The sequence below is a fragment of the Herbiconiux sp. L3-i23 genome (genome assembly GCF_023734115.1).
Lineage (GTDB): Bacteria > Actinomycetota > Actinomycetes > Actinomycetales > Microbacteriaceae > Naasia.
The window spans coordinates 2,867,775-2,884,917 of the sequence record NZ_AP025737.1 but is presented as its reverse complement, the minus strand read 5'-3'; the positions used below and the strand labels follow the sequence as shown (position 1 = coordinate 2,884,917).

The 17,143-nt window shown below is 68.9% G+C and carries 15 protein-coding genes and 1 tRNA gene; 5 read left to right on the top strand and 11 right to left on the bottom strand.

Annotated elements, in window-relative coordinates:
• Positions 1-14 precede the first annotated feature (14 nt).
• The 5 genes from NGH83_RS13765 to NGH83_RS13745 all read right to left on the bottom strand — a co-directional run bounded on the left by NGH83_RS13765 (position 15) and on the right by NGH83_RS13745 (position 5,064).
• The gene (locus tag NGH83_RS13765; protein WP_251856819.1) at positions 15-1,364 is read right to left on the bottom strand and encodes a serine/threonine-protein kinase; all 1,350 of its coding nucleotides are present in this window, start codon (positions 1,362-1,364) and stop codon (positions 15-17) included.
• Positions 1,361-2,683, bottom strand: coding sequence for a GAF domain-containing serine/threonine-protein kinase (locus tag NGH83_RS13760; RefSeq protein WP_251856818.1), 1,323 nt, complete (start codon positions 2,681-2,683; stop codon positions 1,361-1,363). The genes NGH83_RS13765 and NGH83_RS13760 overlap by 4 nt, the downstream gene beginning before the upstream one ends.
• A gap of 49 nt (positions 2,684-2,732) precedes the next feature.
• Positions 2,733-4,094: a GAF domain-containing serine/threonine-protein kinase gene (locus tag NGH83_RS13755; RefSeq protein WP_251856817.1), complete on the bottom strand. Its 1,362-nt coding sequence runs from the start codon at positions 4,092-4,094 to the stop codon at positions 2,733-2,735.
• A gap of 113 nt (positions 4,095-4,207) precedes the next feature.
• Positions 4,208-4,459 carry a helix-turn-helix transcriptional regulator gene (locus tag NGH83_RS13750; RefSeq protein ID WP_251856816.1) on the bottom strand — a complete coding sequence of 84 codons (252 nt, stop codon included), beginning with the start codon at positions 4,457-4,459 and terminating at the stop codon, positions 4,208-4,210.
• Positions 4,459-5,064, bottom strand: coding sequence for a hypothetical protein (locus NGH83_RS13745; protein WP_251856815.1), 606 nt, complete (start codon positions 5,062-5,064; stop codon positions 4,459-4,461). The genes NGH83_RS13750 and NGH83_RS13745 overlap by 1 nt, the downstream gene beginning before the upstream one ends.
• A gap of 176 nt (positions 5,065-5,240) precedes the next feature.
• Between NGH83_RS13745 and NGH83_RS13740 the strand changes: the two genes are divergently transcribed.
• From NGH83_RS13740 to NGH83_RS13730, 3 genes are all read left to right on the top strand, one after another.
• Positions 5,241-7,751, top strand: coding sequence for an ATP-dependent Clp protease ATP-binding subunit (locus NGH83_RS13740; protein ID WP_251856814.1), 2,511 nt, complete (start codon positions 5,241-5,243; stop codon positions 7,749-7,751).
• 206 nt (positions 7,752-7,957) lie between these two features.
• A complete protein-coding gene (locus NGH83_RS13735) occupies positions 7,958-8,470 on the top strand; it encodes an amino-acid N-acetyltransferase (RefSeq protein WP_251856813.1) in 513 nt (170 codons plus the stop codon).
• Positions 8,471-8,554: 84 nt separating this feature from the next.
• Positions 8,555-9,178 carry a hypothetical protein gene (locus tag NGH83_RS13730; protein ID WP_251856812.1) on the top strand — a complete coding sequence of 208 codons (624 nt, stop codon included), beginning with the start codon at positions 8,555-8,557 and terminating at the stop codon, positions 9,176-9,178.
• A 10-nt stretch (positions 9,179-9,188) separates the two neighbouring features.
• Here the strand turns inward: NGH83_RS13730 and NGH83_RS13725 are convergent, their stop codons facing one another.
• Together NGH83_RS13725 and radA are read right to left on the bottom strand one after the other, a co-directional pair.
• On the bottom strand, positions 9,189-9,422 hold the full coding sequence (locus NGH83_RS13725; RefSeq protein WP_251856811.1) for a hypothetical protein: 234 nt from the start codon (positions 9,420-9,422) through the stop codon (positions 9,189-9,191).
• 311 nt (positions 9,423-9,733) lie between these two features.
• On the bottom strand, positions 9,734-11,062 hold the full coding sequence (gene radA / locus NGH83_RS13720; protein ID WP_251856810.1) for a DNA repair protein RadA: 1,329 nt from the start codon (positions 11,060-11,062) through the stop codon (positions 9,734-9,736).
• A 177-nt stretch (positions 11,063-11,239) separates the two neighbouring features.
• On the opposite strand from radA, the gene NGH83_RS13715 reads away from it, so the two are divergent.
• Together NGH83_RS13715 and NGH83_RS13710 are read left to right on the top strand one after the other, a co-directional pair.
• The gene (locus NGH83_RS13715) at positions 11,240-12,667 is read left to right on the top strand and encodes an HNH endonuclease signature motif containing protein (RefSeq protein ID WP_251856809.1); all 1,428 of its coding nucleotides are present in this window, start codon (positions 11,240-11,242) and stop codon (positions 12,665-12,667) included.
• A 133-nt stretch (positions 12,668-12,800) separates the two neighbouring features.
• A tRNA-Ser gene (locus NGH83_RS13710) sits at positions 12,801-12,890 on the top strand.
• A gap of 63 nt (positions 12,891-12,953) precedes the next feature.
• Here NGH83_RS13710 and NGH83_RS13705 read toward each other — a convergent pair.
• The 4 genes from NGH83_RS13705 to NGH83_RS13690 all read right to left on the bottom strand — a co-directional run bounded on the left by NGH83_RS13705 (position 12,954) and on the right by NGH83_RS13690 (position 17,121).
• Entirely contained in the window at positions 12,954-13,457 is a 504-nt protein-coding gene (locus NGH83_RS13705; RefSeq protein WP_251856808.1) for a hypothetical protein, read from the bottom strand.
• A 196-nt stretch (positions 13,458-13,653) separates the two neighbouring features.
• Positions 13,654-15,399, bottom strand: coding sequence for a glucose-6-phosphate isomerase (pgi, locus tag NGH83_RS13700; RefSeq protein WP_251856807.1), 1,746 nt, complete (start codon positions 15,397-15,399; stop codon positions 13,654-13,656).
• Positions 15,400-15,516: 117 nt separating this feature from the next.
• Complete coding sequence (locus tag NGH83_RS13695; RefSeq protein WP_251856806.1) at positions 15,517-15,750, bottom strand: hypothetical protein; 234 nt, start codon at positions 15,748-15,750, stop codon at positions 15,517-15,519.
• 576 nt (positions 15,751-16,326) lie between these two features.
• The gene (locus NGH83_RS13690; RefSeq protein ID WP_251856805.1) at positions 16,327-17,121 is read right to left on the bottom strand and encodes a DNA-formamidopyrimidine glycosylase family protein; all 795 of its coding nucleotides are present in this window, start codon (positions 17,119-17,121) and stop codon (positions 16,327-16,329) included.
• Positions 17,122-17,143: the final 22 nt, after the last annotated feature.

Genomic DNA, 17,143 nt, shown 5'->3' with positions numbered 1-17,143 from the left:
TCGGTGGACCGCCCTCAGGCTGCGAAGAGAGCCTCTCGGGCGGCGAGCCGCAGCTCGAGTTCTCGCATGGCGAGCGCGGCGAGGTCGGCGAGATCGGCGAGGTCGTCGTCGGCGAAGCTCCTGGGGCGGGTGTCGTAGACGCAGAGACTCCCGATCGCATACCCGTCGTGCGTGATGAGCGGCGCCGCCGCGTAGGCCATCGCATCGGTCATCCGCAGTGCGGTGTTGTCGGCGCTCCGCGGATCGGTGGAGATGTCAGGGACGGCGATCGCCGTCGCTCCTTCGACCGTCAGTGTGCAGAGCGCCGCGTCGCGGCTGACCTGCTGCACCGCGACTCCGCGGTGCGACTTCAGCCACACCCGCTCGTCATCGACGAAGGACAGCAGGCTGATGGGGGCGTCGAACAGGCGCGACGCGAGAAGCGTGAAGTGGTCGAGTGCGTCGTCGGGCGGGCTGTCGAGCACACCGTAGCGGCGCAGCGCCGCAAGACGTCCCTTCTCGGGGTCGTCGGAGGTCGGTGCGCTCGCGATGGGCGCCGCGAGGGTGGCTGCGGCCGCCTCGATGCGCTCGAGCACCACGCCCATCGTCGGCCGGAGGGCGGGCTGTCGATGCGTCATGCCGCGGAGGAGGTCCGCGACGACGGGGGGCACCGAATCGGGGATGACCGGATCGCGTTCGAGCCGCGCGAACGCCGTTTGCTCCATCGCCCCGGGGAACTCGATCCGGCCGGTGAGGGCCTCGAGGAAGACGAGGCCGAGCGCGTACACATCGGTCGCGAGGTCGGGGTCGGCGCCCTCGACCTGTTCGGGACTGATGTAGGCGGCGGTGCCCTTGCGGGTGCCCTGACCGGCGTGGGCGCCGAGGATGCTGGTGATGCCGAAATCGGTGAGCTTGCCGCGGACTCGTCCGTTGGCGGGGTCCTCGGTGATGAGCACGTTCGCCGGCTTGAGGTCGCGGTGCACGAAGCCGTTGCCGTGGATGTACTCGAGCGCGCTCGCCAGATCCCACGCCAGGGAGAGCAGCTGGTTCGGACGGAGCGGGCCCTGATCGAGACGGCCGCTGAGATCGCCGCCGCGGACGTGCTCCATCACGAGGAAGATGCGGGGGTGTCCCGCGTCGGACGATTCGACCCCGACGTCGTAGAGCGAGGTGAGGGCGAAGTGGCTGAGCTGCGCCGCGATGCGCGCTTCGGCCTCCTGGACCCGGACGAGTTCGGCGCTCGACGCGTCGGCATTGAACAGCTTGATCGCGACCTCGCGGTCGAGGAGCGAGTCGTGGGCGGAGTAGACGGTGGCGAGACCGCCGCGGCCGATGACCTCGCGCAGTTCGTAGCGTCCGAGCCGCGGAGCGGGGCCCGCGCTCATGCGGCGACCTGCCGCACGCTGCGGGCCGTGCGGACCAGTTCGAGCTCGCGCATGCCGATCGCCGCCAGCTCCGACAGGTCGTCGAGGTCGGAGTCCGAGAACTCGCGGTGGGCGACCGAGTAGACGCAGAGCGAGCCGATCGCGTACCCGTCGTGGGTGACGAGCGGGGCGGCCGCGTACGAGTTCACCGACCCGCGCTCCAGAGGGAGTGGCACGTTCCGGGTGCGTGGATCGGTCCAGATGTCGTACGCCGTCCACGGTTCGCCGCCGCGCGCGGTGAACGTGCAGAGGGACTCGTCGACCGGGACGTCGCCGGACAGGTCGCTGCCGTGGATCGACTTGAGGAAGACCCGGTCCTCGTCGACGATCGACACGAACGCCATCGGGGTGTCGGTCATCCGGGCGGCCAGGCGGGTCAGTCGGTCGAACATCTCGTCGGGGGGCGTGTCGAGGATGCCGTAGCGCCGGACCGCCGCGACCCGCTCCCGCTCTGTGGTGCGGTCGTCGGCACGGACCCGGGTGCCGCTCACGGCGGACACGAAGAAGAGACGCAGTTCGTCCGCCACTCGGGCCGCATCGGGACGGTCTCCGGGCGACGGTGCTGTCATCGCCGTCAGAGTGTCGGCCAGCGCACGAGGAGTCCCCTCGGGGAGTCGCACCGATCCGGTGTCGTCGAACTCCAGCGAGCCGCTCAGCGCGAAGGCGAGGGTCGCTCCGAGGCCGAGCACGTCTTCGGCCGGGGTCAGCTCGAGGGTCGCCCGGTGGCGGGCGCTCGGTGCCTCGTCGGCCGGGCCCTGCGAGCCCGACACCACGGTCTTCTGATCGAGGTCGGCGAGCTTGCCCCAGGGGCGCGTCAGCGAGTCGTGAGCCGACAGCAGCACGTTGTCGGGCTTGATGCTGCCGTGCACCAGACCCCGAGAGTGGATGTGCGCGAGCCCTTCGGCGAGGTGGAGGCCGAGGTGCGCGACGGCAGTCGGAGAGAGCGGCGCGAGATCGACCTGCGAGCGCAGATGCGGTCCATCGGTCCACTCCGAGACGAGGAAGATGCGCGGGGCGCCGTCGAACTCCGTTGCGACACCCGCGTCGAACAGGGCGGTGAGGCTCGGATGTTCGAGCGCGGCGACCCGCCTCGCCTCGGCCTCCTGCAGACGCAGTTCCTCACCCGCGCGTGCCGCGACGAACACCTTGACCGCCACCCGACGGCCGAGGACCGCGTCGTCGGCGAGGTAGACGGTCGCCGACGGGCCACGTCCGATCTCCGACACGACGCGATACCGGCCGGCGATCACCGCGGGATGAGCAGTCTGTGGGTCGGCCATAGGTCCATCTTGGTCCAGGCGGCAGTGCCCCGATGACCGCGAAGACGGCTCAGGCGGCGCCGAACGCCGCGCGACGGGCGGCCAGGCGGAGTTCGAGCTCGTGCATCGCGACCGCGGCGAGCTCGTTGAGGTCGGCCAGGTCTTCGGGCGAGAAGGTGCGCGGCCGCACGTCGTAGACGCAGAGCGAGCCGATGGTGTGCCCGTCTTCGGTGATCATCGGCGCCGCCGCGTAGGCGCGGACCCCGTGCTGGGCGAGGAGGGCGTTGTCCTTCGTGCGCTCGTCGACCGCGATGTCGGAGACGTACCAGGGGGCGCCCACGTCGACGGTGATCGGGCAGAGCGAGAACTCGCGGGGGACCTGTTCGATGTCGACGCCGAGCCGCGCCTTGTGGAACACGCGGTCCTCGTCGACGATCGAGACGAACGAGATCGGGCTGGCCAGCATGCGCCCCGCGATGCGGGTGATGCGGTCGAACGCCTCATCCGGCGGGGTGTCGAGGATGCCGTAGCGGTGCACGGCGTCGACGCGGTCCTCCTCCGAGGTGTGGGTGACGGGCATCGATGCGCCCTTGACCTTGGCGATGAGGCGTGCCGCGACGCGTTCGAACCGCTCGGCCGCTTCGCGGGCGGAGATGCGCTTCGCCGGGTCGCGCTCGACCATCGCGCGCAGGGCGGATGCGAGGTCGGTCTCCATGCCGGCGGGCATCACGGGGTCGCGGCGCAGGCGCTCGAGTGCGGTCTCCTGAACCGAGCCGGGGAACTCGATCGTGCCCTTGTACGCCTCGATCAGCACCAGGCCGAGGGCGTACACGTCCGTCGCCGTCGTCGGGTCGCCGCCTTCGACCTGCTCGGGCGCCAGGTACGCGGCGGTGCCGGTCGTGGTGCCGCGGCCCCCGTTGGCGCCGATGATGCCGGCGATGCCGAAGTCGGTGAGCTTGCCCCGCAGTCGCGTGGCGGCATCGCGGTCGGCGACGAGCACGTTCGCCGGCTTGATGTCGCAGTGGATGAAGCCGTTCTCGTGCACGTAGGCGAGGGCGGAGTTGAGATCGGTTGCGAGATAGGCCAGCTGGAGGTCGTTGAGGCTTCCTCGCTCCAGACGCTGCTTGAGGTCGGCCCCTGCGATGTGCTCCATCACGAGGTAGATCTGCGGAGCCTCGGGGTCGCTGGAATCGACGCCCGCGTCGTACAGGGTGGTGAGGGCGTGGTGGTTGAGCTTGGCGGCGAGCCGCGCCTCGGCCTCCTGGACCTTGACCAGCTCGCGGCTGGTCGCTCGCGAGGAGAACACCTTGACCGCGACGTCGCGGTCGAGCAGGGTGTCGTGGGCGGAGTACACGGTGGCGAGCCCGCCTTGGCCGATGACGGAGAGCACTCGGTATCGGCCGATGGCCGCGCCGGGCTGGCGGTCGGTCAACGCGGTCCTCTTCCTCTTTCGTCTCAAGGCGGAGTCCTGAGCACGTGTCACCGAATGTAGCCGGTAAGACCGACATCGGGCTACCGCACACGCCCCCGAACGAGGGCGTGAGTTCAGGGGGCTTCGGAGACCGGACCCGGCGCCAGCACGAGCAGCTCTCCGATCTCGCACCCGAGCGCCTCGCAGATCGCCGTCAGCGTCGAGAATCGGATGGCCTTCGCGCGGTCGTTCTTCAGCACGGAGAGGTTCACGAGACTCACCCCCACGAGCTCGCTGAGGCGGGTCAGCGTCATGCCGCGCGCGGCGAGGAGCTCGTCGAGACGGCAGTGCACGCGGGAGAGGTCGGTCTCGGCGGCGGGCGCCATCAGACCAGGCCCTCGGTGTCGCGCTGCAGGCGCTCGCCGGCGCGGAATGCGACCGCGACGACGGTGACGGCGAACGCCGCGAGGTACGGGGTCCACTCGACCGGCGCCTGCGCGGAGGAGTACGCCTTGTCGGTCAACACGTTGACCGCGCTGTTGCTCGCCATCTGCGCGAAGAGGCTGGTGAGGAACCAGCCGACCGCGATCGCCACGGCGATGCCGGTGACGAGGGCGGTGTTGCCCGAGCTGAACACCTTCCCGCGGGCGAGGTTCCGGCAGAGGATCAGCACGAGAGCGGTGACGGCGAGGATCGCCGCTGCGCGGACCACGGCCGATGAGGCGACGACGCCGAGGATGAACGGCGGCATGTCGCTCACCTCCGCGACGCCGCTGGTCAGCGTGATCTCCGCACTGCCGGTGGGCAGGGGGAGCGCGGCGCTCGCGTCGTCGACCCACACCCTGATGGGCACATCGCGGTTGGAGAGGATCGAGGTCAGCGAGACCACCAGGTCGACGATCGTCCAGACGGCGACGATGGCGCCGAGCGTCGCCGTCGCGACGACGTCCGAGCGGGAGAAGGGCCGTCCGGAGGTACGGGGATTCGACACGGGATGCTCCTTATCGTTCTTCGTTGTTATCGATACTCGATAGTACATCGATGTTCGATAAGCGCAAGAAGCGGTGTTGCCGTGAGCGAACAGGGGCAGTGTCAGGGGGTCCCGCTCGTTACTCTCTATGTATTCGACGCCGCCCTTCCCTTGCGGTGTCGGGGGAGAAGACTTACATGTTCGAGAGATTCACCGATCGAGCCCGTCGCGTCGTCGTCCTCGCCCAGGAAGAGGCGAAGATGCTGAACCACAACTACATCGGCACCGAGCACATCCTGCTCGGGCTCATCCACGAGGGTGAGGGTGTGGCCGCGAAGGCGCTCGAGTCGCTGGGCATCTCGCTCGACGCGGTGCGCGAGCAGGTCCAGGACATCATCGGCCAGGGCCAGCAGCAGCCGACGGGGCACATCCCGTTCACGCCGCGCGCCAAGAAGGTGCTCGAGCTCAGCCTCCGCGAGGCGCTGCAGCTCGGTCACAACTACATCGGCACCGAGCACATCCTCCTCGGCCTCATCCGTGAGGGCGAGGGTGTCGCCGCCCAGGTGCTCGTCAAGCTCGGCGCCGACCTCAACCGCGTGCGCCAGCAGGTCATCCAGCTGCTCTCGGGATACCAGGGCAAGGAGGCGATCGCCGTGGGTGGTGAGAACCAGCAGAGCGCCCAGCAGGGCTCGCAGGTGCTCGACCAGTTCGGGCGCAACCTGACTCAGGCCGCGCGCGACGGCAAGCTCGACCCGGTCATCGGGCGCGAGAAGGAGATCGAGCGCGTCATGCAGATCCTGTCGCGCCGCTCTAAGAACAACCCGGTCCTCATCGGCGAGCCCGGCGTCGGCAAGACCGCCGTCGTCGAGGGCCTGGCCCAGGCCATCGTGCGCGGCGACGTGCCCGAGACGCTGAAGGACAAGCAGCTCTACACCCTCGACCTCGGCTCGCTCATCGCCGGCAGCCGCTACCGCGGTGACTTCGAGGAGCGCCTCAAGAAGGTGACGAAGGAGATCCGCACCCGCGGCGACATCATCACCTTCATCGACGAGATCCACACCCTGGTGGGTGCGGGTGCCGCCGAGGGCGCGATCGACGCGGCCAGCATCCTGAAGCCGCTGCTCGCCCGCGGTGAGCTGCAGACCATCGGCGCGACCACGCTCGACGAGTACCGCAAGCACTTCGAGAAGGACGCCGCGCTCGAGCGCCGCTTCCAGCCGATCCAGGTCAACGAGCCCTCGCTGCCCCACGCGATCAACATCCTCAAGGGCCTGCGCGACCGCTACGAGGCGCACCACAAGGTGTCCATCACCGATGGCGCGATCGTGGCCGCGGCGAACCTCGCCGACCGCTACATCCAGGACCGCTTCCTGCCCGACAAGGCCATCGACCTGATCGACGAGGCCGGCGCCCGCCTGCGCCTGTCGATCCTGTCGGCGCCGCCGGAGCTGCGCGAGTTCGACGAGAAGATCGCCGTGGTGCGTGCCGCCAAGGAGACCGCGATCGAAGACCAGGACTTCGAGAAGGCCGCCGGCCTGCGCGACGAGGAGAAGCAGCTCCTCGCCGAGCGTCTGCGCCTCGAGAAGAAGTGGAAGTCGGGCGACGTCGCGACGACCGCCGAGGTCGACGAGGGTCTGATCGCCGAGGTGCTCGCCCAGGCGACCGGCATCCCGGTGTTCAAGCTCACCGAGGAGGAGTCCAGCCGGCTCATCTTCATGGAGAAGGCCCTGCACGAGCGCGTCATCGGTCAGGACGAGGCCATCTCGGTGCTCGCCAAGACGATCCGTCGCACCCGCGCCGGTCTGAAGGACCCGAAGCGTCCCTCCGGTTCGTTCATCTTCGCCGGCCCCACCGGTGTCGGTAAGACCGAGCTGGCCAAGGCGCTCGCCGAGTTCCTCTTCGACGACGAGAACGCTCTGATCTCGCTCGACATGTCCGAGTACGGCGAGAAGCACACCGTCTCGCGTCTGTTCGGCGCCCCTCCCGGATTCGTCGGATTCGAAGAGGGCGGCCAGCTGACAGAGAAGGTCCGCCGCAAGCCGTTCAGCGTGGTCCTGTTCGACGAGATCGAGAAGGCGCACCCCGACATCTTCAACTCGCTGCTCCAGATCCTGGAGGAGGGACGTCTGACCGACGGTCAGGGTCGCGTCGTCGACTTCAAGAACACGGTCATCATCATGACGACCAACCTCGGAACGAAGGACATCGCGGGTGGACCCGTGGGCTTCGTGATGGAGGGCGACACGTCGACCGGGTACGACCGGATGCGCGCGAAGGTCACCGAGGAGCTGAAGAAGCACTTCAAGCCCGAGTTCCTGAACCGCGTCGACGAGACGATCGTCTTCCCGCAGCTCACCAAGCCCGAGCTGCTGCAGATCGTCGACCTGTTCATCAAGCGGCTGAGCTTCCGCCTGATGGACCGCGACATGACGATCGAGATCGCGGTGCCCGCCAAGGAGCGTCTGATCGACCTCGGTTTCGACCCGGCGCTCGGCGCCCGTCCGCTGCGCCGCGCGGTGCAGCACGAGGTCGAGGACCGTCTGTCGGAGAAGATCCTGCACGGCGAGCTCGAGGCGGGCGACCACATCCAGGTCGACTTCGTCGACGGTGAGTTCACCTTCACCACGGGCAAGCGTCACGACATGGTCGGCGCTGGGACCGCTCAGGGAGCGATCGCGGCCGGTCCGGACATCGCCGCCGCCGGCTGACCCGCTTCACCCGGATCGCCCGGTCCCGCTGTTCTCGAGTCTCGAGGACGGGGCCGGGCGATTCGTCGTCACCCGGCCGGTAGCGAAGAAGAGCAGTCGGCAGCGCCCGGGCTGCACTGCGATCCACCGGCCATGTCTTGGGCGGGCTACCGACGGCTCCGTCCCTATCGCGCCGACTCTGCAGCGGGGTACGGCAGGATTGAGGTGTGGCGGCCTCCGAGTACACGATCCGGCGCGCGCGCACCGGCGACGTGCGCGACATCCATGCGCTCGTCGAGCCCCTGGTGCAGCGACGCATTCTGCTGGGCAAGGATCTCGTCGTCTTCTACGAGAACCTGCAGGAGTTCGTCGTCGCGGTCGACGCCGACGGTGCGCTGGTGGGATGCGGGGCTCTGCACGTCATGTGGGAGGACCTCGGCGAGGTCCGCACGCTCGCGGTATCCGACGGCCACTTGCGCAAGGGGGTCGGCCATCTGCTGCTCGAGCGCCTCGAGGCGGACGCGCGCGAGCTGGGGCTCGACCGTCTGTTCTGCCTGACCTTCGAGATCGACTTCTTCACCCGGCACGGCTTCGCTCCGATCGGCGAGGGGGTCGTCTCTCCCGATGTCTACGCCGAGCTGGTCCGCTCGCCCGACGAAGGTGTCGCCGAGTTCCTCGACCTCGCGCGGGTCAAGCCGAACACGCTCGGCAACACCCGCATGCTGAAGCACCTGGCCTGACCCCGTTCTGTCGGGCGGATAAGAACTCGGCATCATGCCGGGGTGTTGCCGTGCCAATGGGGGACGCGGGCATACCCTGTGCCCATGTCGGCCTTCCGCGACCCCGTCGGTTCACAGCCGAAGCGGGTCTATTGGCGCCGCCGCATCCTGGTGCTGCTCGGCGCGCTGGCCGTCATCGCCGTCATCGTGCTCATCGTCGTGCGTCCCGCAACGCCCAGCACCCCGGCGTCCGTCGAGACGTCGGCTCCTCCGGCCGAAGCCGCTCCCACCGACCCGTCCGCGTCGGCACCCAGCTCCGAGCCGCAGCCGTGCGCGGCGGAGCAGATCGCCGTCACGGCGGTCACCGACGCCGACTCGTACGCCGCCGACGTGCAACCGCAGCTGTCGTGGACGCTCGTCAACAACGGGTCGGTCGCCTGCACCATGAACCTCGGCACCTCGCAGCAGGTGTTCACGGTGTCGAGTGGCGACGAGACGATCTGGACCTCGTCCGACTGCCAGGACGGCGCCGACGACTTCGCCTACACGGTCGAACCGGGAGCGGAGCCGGTCGCCTCGAGCAGCATCGCGTGGGATCGCACCTGGTCGTCGCCCGACACCTGCGGAGGCGAGCGGCAGCCGGTCACCGCGGGTGGGGCGTCCTACCATCTGTCCGTCAGCGTGGGCGGCGTGACCTCGGCGGACACCAAGCAGTTCCTGCTCCAGTGACCGGCACCGCCTAGCGCGTGATGAGCGCCGCGATGCCGAGGGCGACGCCGACGAAGACGGTGAGATCCGTCCAGGTCGCCACGGTCTCCTCGGCACGCTTTCCCCGCTTCGCGATGTGACGGATCCCTGCGAGTCCGAGGTAGAGCGCACCCGGTGCGGCGCCGATGAGTCCCCAGCCGGGGAGGAACGCAGCCACGAGGGCGACGGCTCCGAAGCTGAGGTTCGCGAAGCCGAGCTCGTGCACGACCTGCTCGGCGCCCTTGTCCTCGATGCCGAGGATCCCTTTCGAGGTGCGGCCCGGGTTCGTCAGCTGGCTGATACCGGCGACGACGAGGCGGGTGCCGACCCCCCCGGAACGCGAACCAGATCCCGATGACGAGAAGCGGGTCGCCGCCGGCGACCAGGAGGTGGACGGCGGCGGACACGACCGGCAGGATCACGGTCTGCAGCAGGACCAACGCGATGTACACGGCGCTCCGATCGACGGGCTGAGTGAGGTTCACTCAATCGAAGGAGTCCGCTCGGCGCAAGGGCGTCGGGCGACATCGGCCGCGCTCAGCCGAGGGCGGCCTTGAGCGCGGATCGTGCCGACTCGGTGGAGTGGTCGAGCACACGACGGAAGCCGAGCCGCTTCGCCTCGGTCGCCCGCTGCTTCGCCATCGACACGGGTCGGATCTCGCCGGCGAGGCTCAGCTCGCCGACCGCGACGACGTCGTGCCCGACGGGCTGGTCTTTCGCGGCCGAGGCGATCGCGAGCGCAATGGCGAGGTCGGCGCCCGGCTCGGTGAGGCGGACCCCGCCGACGGTGGAGACGTAGACGTCGAGCGTGCTCAGCTTGATGCCCGCGCGGCGCTCGAGCACGGCGAGGACCATCGCGACGCGGCTCGAGTCGACGCCGCTGACCACGCGTCGCGGCTGCGGGGCCGATGTGCCGACGACGAGCGCCTGCACCTCGACGGGCAGTGCGCGTCGGCCCTCCATCGCGACGGTCACGCAGGTGCCGCTGACCGCTTTGTCGCCGCGGCTGAGGAACAGTCCGCTGGGGTCGGGGACCTCGACGATGCCGTCGCTCGCCATCTCGAAGCAGCCGACCTCATCGACCGGTCCGAAACGGTTCTTGAGCGCGCGGATGAAGCGCAGCGAGGTCTGCCGGTCGCCCTCGAACGTGCAGACCACATCGACGAGATGCTCGAGGAGGCGTGGGCCCGCGATGGATCCGTCCTTCGTGACGTGACCGACCAGAAGCACGGGGAGGTTGCGCTGCTTCGCGAGGCGGATTAGGGATGACGCGACTTCGCGGACCTGCGACGGCCCTCCCGCGAAGCCGTCGATCTCGCCGCTCGAGACCGTCTGCACCGAGTCGACGATGAGCAGGTCGGGCTCGACGGCGTCGACCTGGCCGAGCACCGTCGCGAGGTCGGTCTCGGCCGCGAGATAGAGATTGGGGTGCAGGGCGCCCGTGCGTTCGGCGCGCATCCGCACCTGTCCGACGGACTCCTCGGCGGTCACATAGAGCACGCGTGCACCGGTGCCGGCGGCGCGCGCCGCGACTTCGAGCAGCAGAGTGGACTTGCCCACGCCGGGCTCGCCGCTCAGCAGGATGGCGGCTCCCGGCACGACGCCGCCGCCCAGCACGCGGTCGAATTCGGCGATGCCGCTCTGCTTGTGGCTGGCCGACTCGATCTCGACCTCGCCGATGGGCTTCGCGATGCGATCGCCGAGCACCACGGTCGGCTTCACCGAGCGCGTGAAGCCCGTCTTCTCGGCGGCCTCGACGACGGTGCCCCACTGCTGGCACTCGGCGCAGCGACCGACCCACTTCGCGGTCGTCCAGCCGCATTCCGTGCAGCGGTAGGGCGAGGCGGTGGCGGCGGCGCGGGGCATGGGAAGAACAGTAGGCGCGGCATCCGACATCCGATACGCGCCTCGCCTGAGTGCCCATTTCCCGTACATATCTTCGAATGTCTGCTATACTGGCAGCACATCGCGTGCCGGCGATGAGACCACTTCCCGTGGAGCGCCGGCCTGGCCGGTCACTCCATCCGAGTCGACGAGGCAGGCATGAGCCAGGCGCGTGACGCATCGCAGGCGGCATCTCCAGGCGCCGATCTCGTCGACGCGCTGGCGGCCGGTGTCCTCATCGAGCGCTCTCGCGCGGCGGAGCGCTACGAGCAGATCGACGCCGTTCGCCGCTGGTACGAAGCCGCGCACGGGGCGCGGTGGAGTCTGCCCGACGCTCTCGAGTGGCGAGAGCTGCGGGCTGAAGTGGCGGCCGCTCTGGCGATGCACGAACGCACCGCCGAATCGCAGCTCACGTACGCGCGGCGCCTGTCGGGCGACTTCTCGGCAACCCTCGAGCGCCTGCTTCAAGCGCGTATCTCCGATCGGCATGCCCGCATCGTCGTCGACTGCTCGCTCGGAGTCCCGTCGCACCTGCTCTCCGAGTACGAAGCTCAGGTACTCGAGGTCGCCGAGGATCTGCCGCCCACGCGGTTCGAGAAGCGGGCGGCGTCTATCGCCGCGTCCATCGAGCCCTCCACGATGGTCGAGCAGCACCGCGAAGCCCTGACCGAGCGCCGTATCTTCGGTGAAGCCGCTCCCCGCGGGATGGCATGGGTGCACATGCTCTTGGACGCTCCCGATGCCCTCGGTGCGCTCGCCGCCGTCACTGGACATGCTCGAACGCTGCACAAGCTGCCCGGTGAGACGCGGACGCTCGCTCAGATCGAGGCCGACGTGGCCCGCGATCTTTTCGTGGATTCGACGGGCGTCGCTGCGACCCCGTCCGGAGGCGACCCGGTCGCAACCCCCGCGGCGCAGCGCGGCGTCAGAGCGGGCGTATTCCTGCACGTGCCGTCGGACACCGCGCGCGGCAAGACCGATGACCCGGGCGAACTGGTCGGTTACGGTCCGATCGACGCGCAGACCTCGCGCGAGTTGTCGGGCACGGCGAGCAGCTGGACACGACTCCTCACCGACCCGGCGAACGGCGCGATCCTCGACTTCGGCCGCGAGAGCTACCGAGTTCCCGCCGAACTGCGCCGCTACCTGCAGGTGCGCGATGAGGTCTGTCGGTTCGTCGGCTGCACTCGAGCCGCTCAGTATTGCGACATCGACCACACAACTCCATGGGTCGAAGACGGCGAGACAATCGCCGAGAACCTCGCCAACTTCTGCAGAGGCCACCATCTGGTGAAGGGCAGAGGCAGGTGGAAGGTCGAGAACGTCGGAGACGGCGTCATCCGATGCATCTCGCCCACCGGCAAGGTGTACGAGACTCCGCCGGCGAAGGTGCTGCCGACCGGGTCAGGAGTGCGGTTCCGAGATGTGGATGATCCGGTCGACGAAGGCTCATCACCGATCCACGTCGTGCTCGCGCGCAAGTTCGGCGTCGATGGCGAAGCGGAACGCACGACTGACGCTCAGACCAGCGATCGGCATTCCGACGCCTGGTTCACCGGCGACGACACCGGGGAGGAGTGTGCCTGATGTCGAGCTCGGCCGGAATGGACCTCACGTTTGGAGCCTCGCCGCCGTCGCCACCGCTCGGTGCTGTCGGCGCGATCGATCGGCGCGGCCGTCGATTCGCGCGACCCCCGATCGGTCGCGTACACTCATCGGCGGTAGCGTGTCCGAGCGGCCTAAGGAGCATGTCTCGAAAACATGTGTGGGGGCAACTCCACCGTGGGTTCAAATCCCACCGCTACCGCCACTCGAAGGCCCCGGCCCTTGCGCATCGTGCAGGGAGGCGGGGCCTTCGGTCTTCTTGCCTCGATCAGCGCTCCCTCGCGTCGAGAGAGCCGGTTCCGGTTGACGGTGCGGGCGGCATCATCCAGGAGTACGCGCCGACCGCGACCGCGACGGTCGCGACGTGCATCACCATCAATGCGGCGACCGTCAGCCATCCGTCGGCGGTGTTCACGATGAAGCCGAGGACGATGTCCGGGATCCACGACAGCACGAGCACAGACGGGACGAGCCGACGGAGGGTCAGCGCCGGACGCTGCGACCGTCGCACGATCAGGAACCAGCCCACCGCTGCGCCGATCGCGCCGACCACGGTGAGGGTCAGGTAGGCGAGCGGCATGAGAGGGCCGGTGGGCTCGGCGCCGAGAGCGACGGCGGCAGCGGCGACGCCGGCGTTCACCGCTCCGGCGACGACGGCGACGATCAGGGCACTCAGCGCGATCGCTCGCAGACCGGACGCACGCGAATCCGCCGCACGATCGTGAGCGCTCCGCGGTATCGGCTGGACGTTGCTCGAAGTGGAATCGGACATGGAGTGCTCCTCTGCTCGCGAGATCGGTCGGACACGGGTGCGTCCAGCTGCTCCGCTCACCCTTCTCGCCCCGTCACGGCAGGGGCATCCGCCCGCGGGTGTCAGCCGCCCTACTCCTCTGGGCGTACGTCCCGCCGGCCCGGAACGACGAAGCGGCCCGCTCCCATGAGGAAGCGGGCCGCTGGTCGTGCCTTCGTCAGTCGCGTAGTTCGAGGTACTTCGCGATGAGCGACTTGGTCGACGAGTCCTGCGCCTCGAGCGCCTCCGCGTCGCCGTCGACGGCGGGCGCGATCTGCAGCGCCAGCTGCTTGCCGAGCTCGACGCCCCACTGGTCGAACGAGTCGATGCCCCAAATGGTGCCCTCGGTGAACACGATGTGCTCGTAGAGGGCGATCAGCTGACCCACGACGCTCGGGGTGAGCGCCGGAGCGAGGATCGAAGTCGTCGGGCGGTTGCCGCTGAACACGCGCGCTGGCACGACCGCTTCCGCGGTGCCCTCGGCGCGAACCTCGTCGGCGGTCTTCCCGAACGCGAGCGCCTTCGTCTGCGCGAAGAAGTTGGCGAGGAAGAGGGAGTGCACGTCCTGGCCCGGCTGGACCGTCTTGCCGTCGCCCGTTTCGTCCCTCAGCGGGCGCGAGGGGTTCGCGACGGCGATGAAGTCGGCGGGGATCAGCCGCGTGCCCTGGTGGATCAGCTGGTAGAACGCGTGCTGGCCGTTGGTTCCCGGCTCTCCCCAGAAGATCTCGCCGGTGTTCGTGGTGACGGGTGAGCCGTCCCAGCGGACGCTCTTGCCGTTCGACTCCATCGTGAGCTGCTGCAGGTAGGCGGGGAAGCGGCTGAGGTCCTGGGCGTAGGGCAGCACCGCGTGGCTCTGCGCGCCGAGGAAGTTGGTGTACCAGACGTTCAGCAGCCCCATCAGCACCGGGACGTTCCGCTCGAGCGGGGTGGTGCGCATGTGCTCGTCGATCGCGTGGAAGCCGGCGAGGAACTCGGAGAAGCCCTGCGGGCCGATCGCGATCGCGACCGAAGTCCCGATCGCCGAATCGACCGAGTAGCGACCGCCCACCCAATCCCAGAAACCGAACGCGTTCTCGGGATCGATGCCGAACGCCGCGACCTTGTCGAGGGCGGTGGAGACGGCCACGAAGTGCTTCGCGACCGCACCGGTGCGTGCCTCATCGGTGTCCTCGAGGACGCCGGCCCGACCGAGCCGCTCCCACAGCCACTGCCGGGCGAGACGGGCGTTGGTGAGGGTTTCGAGGGTGCCGAAGGTCTTCGACGCGACGATGAAGAGCGTCGTCTCGGGGTCGAGATCCGCGGTCTTCTCGTAGATGTCCGCAGGGTCGATGTTCGAGACGAACCGGCACTCGAGCCCGTCCTGCACATACGGCTTCAGGGCGTCGTAGACCATGACGGGTCCGAGATCCGACCCGCCGATGCCGATGTTCACGACCGTTGCGATGCGCTTGCCGGTGACACCGGTCCACTCGCCCGAGCGGACCTTCTCGGCGAAGGCGTAGACCTTGGCGAGCGTCGCGTGCACCTCGGCGTCGACATCGTCGTCATCGACCGTGAATCCCTCCGCGGGCTCGAGGTCGGCGCCACCCTTGGGTCGGCGAAGGGCGGTGTGCAGCACGGCCCGGTCCTCGGTGACGTTGATGTGCTCGCCGCTGATCATGGCCCGGTAGCGTCCCGCCACGTCGACGTCCTCGGCGAGCTGCAGCAGCGGGCGCAGGATGTCGTCGGTCAGCAGGTTCTTCGACAGGTCGATGGTGAGGTCCGCGGCCTGGAACGTGTAACGCTCAGCGCGGTCCGATTCCGACGCGAACCAGCCGCGCAGGTCGGGTGAGAAGTCGGTTGCGATGTCCGACAGCTGCTGCCAGGAGTCGGTTCCGGTCGGGTCGATCGGGCTGGCGGGGCCAGTGGGTGCGGAATCGGTCATGGGTCCTCCTGGGCCAATCGGATGAGGCGGTCTCGGGTCGAGGAATGACGGGCGCCGCCTTACGAACATATCGCCACGACGCGGACGCCTCCGATGCCGTCCGTCGCGGAAGGCGGATCAGCCGGCGTCGACGGTCGGGTCGAGGGTCTGAGCGGCGGCGGCGATCCGCGCGAGCTCGGCGCGCAGCTCCACATCGGACAGGCGCAGCGCCTGGTGCTCGGTGCGGGCGTCGAGGAACTCGAGCAGCAACCGGGCCGACCGCCGCGGGTTCACCTTCTCGAGGTTGATGATGAGCAGGCGCACGTAGGCGAGAGTCGCGGGAATCGAGTCGGTGGGGAGCGACGTGGTCACGACCCATCCTCTCAGTAACCCGCCTGAGAGAAGTCCGAACCTCGCTATGGAGATCCCGGCGGCGGGCGCGGGAACGGCGAAGGCCCTCCGCTCCCACCGGGAGTGAAGGGCCTTCGCGCGAACGGAGCGTCACCGACTAGACGAACAACATCCCCACCACGGCGAGGGGGGTCGCTATCGCGAGCAGACCGGTCGCGATGACAAAGAGGACGCGCTGTCGATCTCGGGTGTGCGCGGACAGTTCATCATCGGTTCCCCGGCCGAGTCCTCTGCGGACTGCGGGCATCGCGGAGACCGAAGTAAACCCCTGGCTCATGGGCTCGTTCGGGTGCGAGGGGGAGAGCGTAGTCATGTGTTCGGGCCACCGCTTTCTGAAGGCGTCGAGCCTTCATCGTTACGGGTCGCGGTCACCGTCCGAGCTCCGCTGGCTGCGTTCGTCGCGGTCGGTGACTGGGGTGTCGCTGATTCCGTGAGAAGAAAGTAGCTCGACGATCGAACGGTCGATAAGGGGGATAACCCCCAAGCGTTCGCCCTACCCCTAGGTGGCCGAGGCTCGCTCTCGAGGGTCGCGTACGGTCAGCTCTGGCAGCGGGGGCACCAGTAGACGACCCGTTCCTGGGTCGGCTCACCGGGAGCCCGCGGATCATCGAGCCGGCCCTCGTGGATCGGGGTGCCGCATCGCCGACACGGCTTGCCGCCGCGGCCGTACACCCACTTCTGCCGTCCCGGGCGGGTGTCCCCGGTGAAGACCCGCTCGGGGCGGTCACGGTTCGCGAAGATCGTGCGGCGGCTGAGATCGATCCACGCACGCAGATCGCCGGCGGCGGATGTGGGACGGGTGGGCAGAACGCCGCGGAGGAAGCACAGTTCGCTGCGGTAGACGTTTCCGAGCCCCGCCATCACCCGCTGATCGAGGAGGGTAAGACCGATCGCGCGTTCCCCCTGCGCCTCCACACGGCGTAGCGCCTCGGCAGCGTCCCAGGTGGGGCCGAGGAGGTCGGGCCCGAGGTGGCCGATCACCTCGTCCTCGGCGTCGCGCGGCACCAGCTCGAGAACGCCGAGCGCGAAGCCTACGGCCTGGAGATCCTCGGTCTCGAGCACGATGCGCGCCTCATGCGCCGGACGCCGCCACCGCTCGCCGCGGGAGTACACCTGCCAGACGCCCTCCATCTTGAGGTGCGAATGGATGGTCACGTCGCCGACCCGCATCAGCAGGTGCTTGCCGAGGCTCACCACCTCGTCGACCACGCGGCCGCTGAGATCGACCTCGGCGAACTGCGGAACCCGGATGTCCGACTTCGTGAGCGTCTTCCCCACGAGGGCCGCCCGCAGTCGGCTGGCCGCTCGGAAGACGGTGTCTCCCTCAGGCATGGAGCCGCGATCCATTCGGCGA

Excerpts from the sequence above, each read along its gene's own strand:
- NGH83_RS13765 (WP_251856819.1), bottom strand. The coding sequence starts at position 1,364 with ATGAGCGCGGGCCCCGCTCCGCGGCTCGGACGCTACGAACTGCGCGAG.
- NGH83_RS13760 (WP_251856818.1), bottom strand. The coding sequence starts at position 2,683 with ATGGCCGACCCACAGACTGCTCATCCCGCGGTGATCGCCGGCCGGTAT.
- NGH83_RS13750 (WP_251856816.1), bottom strand. The coding sequence starts at position 4,459 with ATGGCGCCCGCCGCCGAGACCGACCTCTCCCGCGTGCACTGCCGTCTC.
- NGH83_RS13740 (WP_251856814.1), top strand. The coding sequence starts at position 5,241 with ATGTTCGAGAGATTCACCGATCGAGCCCGTCGCGTCGTCGTCCTCGCC.
- NGH83_RS13730 (WP_251856812.1), top strand. The coding sequence starts at position 8,555 with ATGTCGGCCTTCCGCGACCCCGTCGGTTCACAGCCGAAGCGGGTCTAT.
- radA (WP_251856810.1), bottom strand. The coding sequence starts at position 11,062 with ATGCCCCGCGCCGCCGCCACCGCCTCGCCCTACCGCTGCACGGAATGC.
- NGH83_RS13715 (WP_251856809.1), top strand. The coding sequence starts at position 11,240 with ATGAGCCAGGCGCGTGACGCATCGCAGGCGGCATCTCCAGGCGCCGAT.
- NGH83_RS13705 (WP_251856808.1), bottom strand. The coding sequence starts at position 13,457 with ATGTCCGATTCCACTTCGAGCAACGTCCAGCCGATACCGCGGAGCGCT.
- pgi (WP_251856807.1), bottom strand. The coding sequence starts at position 15,399 with ATGACCGATTCCGCACCCACTGGCCCCGCCAGCCCGATCGACCCGACC.
- NGH83_RS13690 (WP_251856805.1), bottom strand. The coding sequence starts at position 17,121 with ATGCCTGAGGGAGACACCGTCTTCCGAGCGGCCAGCCGACTGCGGGCG.